This is a genomic window from Nitratidesulfovibrio liaohensis (genome assembly GCF_011682075.1).
GTDB lineage: Bacteria > Desulfobacterota > Desulfovibrionia > Desulfovibrionales > Desulfovibrionaceae > Cupidesulfovibrio > Cupidesulfovibrio liaohensis.
Window position 1 is genome coordinate 1 of record NZ_VSMK01000227.1, and the last position, 4,267, is coordinate 4,267.

The 4,267-nt window shown below is 66.0% G+C and carries 5 protein-coding genes and 1 tRNA gene; all 6 read left to right on the top strand.

Annotated features, from left to right (window positions below; all coding sequences use genetic code 11):
* On the top strand, positions 1–472 hold a 472-nt coding region (gene ybgF / locus FVW27_RS08955), incomplete at its 5' end, for a tol-pal system protein YbgF (protein ID WP_167124467.1).
* Positions 473–505: 33 nt separating this feature from the next.
* Complete coding sequence (locus FVW27_RS08960) at positions 506–949, top strand: NIL domain-containing protein (RefSeq protein WP_167124469.1); 444 nt, start codon at positions 506–508, stop codon at positions 947–949.
* A 467-nt stretch (positions 950–1,416) separates the two neighbouring features.
* Entirely contained in the window at positions 1,417–2,163 is a 747-nt protein-coding gene (locus FVW27_RS08965; RefSeq protein ID WP_167124470.1) for a protein phosphatase CheZ, read from the top strand.
* Between the two features lie 193 nt (positions 2,164–2,356).
* Positions 2,357–3,286 carry an NAD(P)/FAD-dependent oxidoreductase gene (locus tag FVW27_RS08970; protein ID WP_167124472.1) on the top strand — a complete coding sequence of 310 codons (930 nt, stop codon included), beginning with the start codon at positions 2,357–2,359 and terminating at the stop codon, positions 3,284–3,286.
* A gap of 149 nt (positions 3,287–3,435) precedes the next feature.
* Positions 3,436–3,511: transfer RNA gene (locus FVW27_RS08975), tRNA-Ile, on the top strand.
* A 190-nt stretch (positions 3,512–3,701) separates the two neighbouring features.
* Positions 3,702–4,267: Nif3-like dinuclear metal center hexameric protein (locus FVW27_RS08980; protein WP_208294711.1), on the top strand; the 566-nt coding region annotated here is incomplete at its 3' end.

Genomic DNA, 4,267 nt, shown 5'->3' on the forward strand with positions numbered 1-4,267 from the left:
GGTGCCCCCGGCGCAAAGCGGCACCATGGCCGTGACCAGCGCGGAACCCGCCAAGGCGGCCGCCGCACCCGCCGCCAAGCCTGCCGCCGCCGCTGTAGACACGGCCCAGGCACTGTACGACCAGGGCATGACGGCGTTCAACGAGCGGCGCTACAAGGATTCCGTGAAGGCGTTCACCGATTTCACCAACACCTTCGGGGACCACAAGCTGACCAGCAACGCATGGTTCTGGCAGGGTGAGGCCAACTTCCAGCAGCAGGACTTCGCCCGCTCGGCGCTGGCGTACGAACAGGTCATCTCCAAGTACCCCAAGAGCCCCAAGTACGCCTCGTCGCTGCTCAAGCAGGGCATCTGCTTCTACAAGCTCGGCAAGAAGGACGCCGGCAAGGTGCGACTGGAGGAGCTGATCAAGAAGCTGCCCGATTCGCCCGAAGCGCAGCGCGCCAAGAAGTTCCTGAGCGAGAACAAATAATCCGAGTACCCGGTGCTCCGGCCCGGAAACAGCATGACCGAACAACAGACCAAGGCCTACCGCAAGAACATCCATCTCACGTTCCCGCCCGAAATTTCGGGCAAGCCCATCGTGAGCGACCTGGTGCGCAGGTATGACCTTACCGTCAACATTCTCAAGGCCCAGATCACACCGCGCAAGGAAGGCTACCTGACCCTGGAGATTTCCGGGGGCGAAGACAACTGTCTGAAGGGCATCGCCTACCTGCGCGAGCAGGACGTGACCGTTACCGACGTCTCGCAGCGCATCTCGCGCGACGAGGACAGCTGCATGCACTGCGGCATGTGCACCGCCATCTGCCCCACCTCGGCCCTGGCCATGGACATCGAGGCGCGGGTGGTGGTGTTCGACAAGGACCGCTGCACCGCCTGCGGCCTGTGCACGCGCGTGTGCCCCGTGGGGGCCATGAACGTGGAAGTGGAGAACGGCGGCCTGTAGGCCGACGCGGCTCCGGCACTGCCCGTACAGAGCGTGCCGACACGGCCCTGACCACGACTGCCTTATGCTGACACACCCCGGCGGGGCGTGCGCGACATGTTCCGCGCACGCCCCGCCTTCCTGTTGACGCCGCCGCTGTGCACCTTTTACGCGCGCGGCGGAAGGCTGACTCCTCCGCCGATTTCCGCTTTTCCCACGGTTGACTATCTGCTAGGTTCGCCAATGCGGACTTCCGTCCTGGGATCGGACTTCCGATTCTGCCCGGCCCGACGCGTAGCCAGTTCGGAGTTCATCCGGCCCGGCTCGCATGCGGTCCCGACAGGCATCGGGCACCGTCTCGCATCCGACCCCAGGCACAGCCCCATATCCGGCAGACCCATATCCGGCAAACCCGGACCAGCCCCCACGGGGCACGCCACCCGCACGGCCGCACGGCATGGCGCACACACCACCAGCAGGAGCGCACAATGGTCACGCAGGAAGAACTGCTCGACAACGTGATGGAAAGCGTGACGAACACCCTCGTCGTGAACATCCGCGACGTGCTCGCAGCCACCATCGAGCGGGAACTCACCACCAATCTCACCCGAGCACTGGTGGAAAGCGAATTCTACCGCCGCATCAGCGACGACATGCGCGGGGGCCTGCAAACCATCTACCGCGAAATCTCCACCGCCGCGAAGCCCGGCTCGCAGGAAGCCCAGGAAGGCACGCTCCCCGTGCAGCGCGAGGACGCCGACCGCTTGTTCAACGAGGCTTCGCGCCAACTGGACGAAATTCTGGTCACCACGCAAGAGGCCACCGAATCGATCATGGACGTGGTCGAGGTACAGATCGAACGCCAGAAGGAAGCAGCCGTACTGATCGAGGCCGTCCGTGCCGGAGCGGGCGTGGAACGCGCCCTTGAACGCCTGGTGCATATCAACGCCGAGCTGGGCGAGGGGCTTGTGGAAATCCTGACCACCCTCGGCTTCCAGGACCTGACCGGCCAGCGCATCAAGAAAATCATCGCGGCCCTGCGCACCATCGAAAGCACCGTGGTGGAACTGTACCTCTCCACCGGCCTGCTGATACGCGCGCGTGAGGAAGCCCCGGAAAAGGACCTTTCGCAGATCGAGGCGGAAACCCGTCAGGTAGTGTCCGAACTCAAGGGGCCGCAACGCGGTACCTCGCAGGAAAACGTGGACGACCTGCTGGCACAATTAGGTCTGTAACTTTTCGGGCCGCATGCGGGGGACGCGCCGGGGGAACGTGTCACCGCCGCCCCCCTTGCCAGCCACTTCGGACTGCCTACTTTCTGGTTCGGCGCGCCATGCGCGGGCGGCCCCCGCCGCCCGACACGCCCTGCCGGAAACACGCAACAGGCGCGCGGCCCCGCCGCCAGCGTCTTTCCCTACGGAGATGCCCATGTCCGAATCCACGTCCGCTTCCGCCAACGCCCCACTGGTGATCATCGGCTCCGGCCCCGCCGGGCTTTCCGCCGCCATCTACACCGCCCGCGCTGGCATTCCCACGCTGGTGCTGGGCAGCACCCCCAAGGTGGCGGGAGAGTACGACATCGACAACTATTTCGGTTTCGACGAAACCATCTCCGGGCGCGACCTCATCGAACGTGGCCGCAGGCAGGCCGAACGCTTCGGCGCGCAACTGCGCGAGGAACGCGTGCTGGCCGTGCACCACGGCGATGCGGGCGGCTTCCACGTCAAGACCGACAAGGGCACGTACGACGCCTGCGCCGTGGTGCTGGCCACCGGGGTTGCCCGCGTACGCCCCGGCATCGACAACCTGGGCGACTACGAGGGCAAGGGCGTGTCCTACTGCGTGAGTTGCGACGGGTTCTTCTATCGCGGCAAGCAGGTGCTGGTGCTGGGCGAAGGCATCTTCGCGGCCAACCAGGCACTGGAGCTGACCCAGTACACCCCGCACGTGTCCATCTGCACCCAGGGCAAGGCCCCCGCGCTCAATTCAGGTTTCGAACAGCGCCTGGCCGATGCGGGCATCACCATCGACACCCGCAAGATCACGCGGCTGGCCGGTGACAACGGCCTTGAGCGCGTTGTGTTCGCCGACGGTACGGAAGCGGTTGCCGACGGTCTGTTCGTGGCCATGGGAGAGGCATCGTCCCTCGACTTCGCCTATTCCCTGGGCGTGGAGCGCAAGGGCGTGTTCCTGGTGGCCGACGGCGAGCAGTGCACCAACATCCCCGGCATCTTCGCGGCGGGCGACTGCACCGGCGGCTTTCTGCAGATCGGCGTGGCCGTGGGCGAAGGCGCCAAGGCAGCCCGTTCGGCCATTGCCTATGCCAAGGAACAGTGCGGGCTGAAAAAGGCGAAATGAAGAGGGCGGTGTGAAGAAGGCCGGAGATTGCCGGGGGTAGGACCAGGGGCGGGGTGTGGCCTGCTTGACAGCCGCAACGCCCAGGCGTATCAGAGTCGGCTCACCGGTCAGCATTCCGGGCATGGTGCCGGGCCGCTCCGGTTACGTGCGGGCCTATAGCTCAATTGGCAGAGCCCCCGGCTCATAACCGGTTTGTTGCGTGTTCGAGTCACGCTAGGCCCACCAAATTTTCCCGGGCAGGCGCTTGCGCCGCCCCGGCACCGGGCACCGCCAGTGCCCCCTGCCGTGCAACAGAGCAACGGGACAGGAACGCGGACATTGGAGCAGCACCAATTCCGGAACCACGCCTTGCCGCTTCGAGGGTGCTTGCGCCGCGCAAATCCGGCGAAGCACCCTCTTTGCTTGGGAAATTTGCATGAAACGCTCTGAAATAATTAGCGTTATCGAAAAAACAGCACTTCCGGCATCCGCCGCACAGTGGGACAGGTCGGGCATCCAGGTGGCCGGGCACGACGCGGAGGCAACGGCCCTCGCCGTCTGCCTCGACCCCACCCCCGCCGCCGTCGTCGCAGCCCTGGACCTGGGCGCCGACGTGATCCTTTCCCACCATCCGCTGTCCATGACGCCCCGCGCGCTGGACACGCTGGACGATCACCACGCCGTGGCCGCTGCCGTATTGGCGCGCGGTGCGTGGCTGTACGCCGCGCACACCTCGCTGGACGCCAACCCCGACGGCCCCGTGGGCTGGCTGGCCCGTGAACTTTCGCTGGCCGCACCCGAAGTGCTGGAACCAACCCTGCGTCAGGAGCGGGTAACCCGCTGCATCGTGGCGGCGGCAACGCCCCCGCCGCACTGGGCAGCCCTGCCCGGCGTGCTGGCGTACCGGGTGCTGGGCAACACTGCCGTGCTCAGTTGCGAGGCCGCCGCCTGGCCCGCCATCCGCGCGGCCATCACGTCAGACGCCCCGCAGGGCGATGCTTG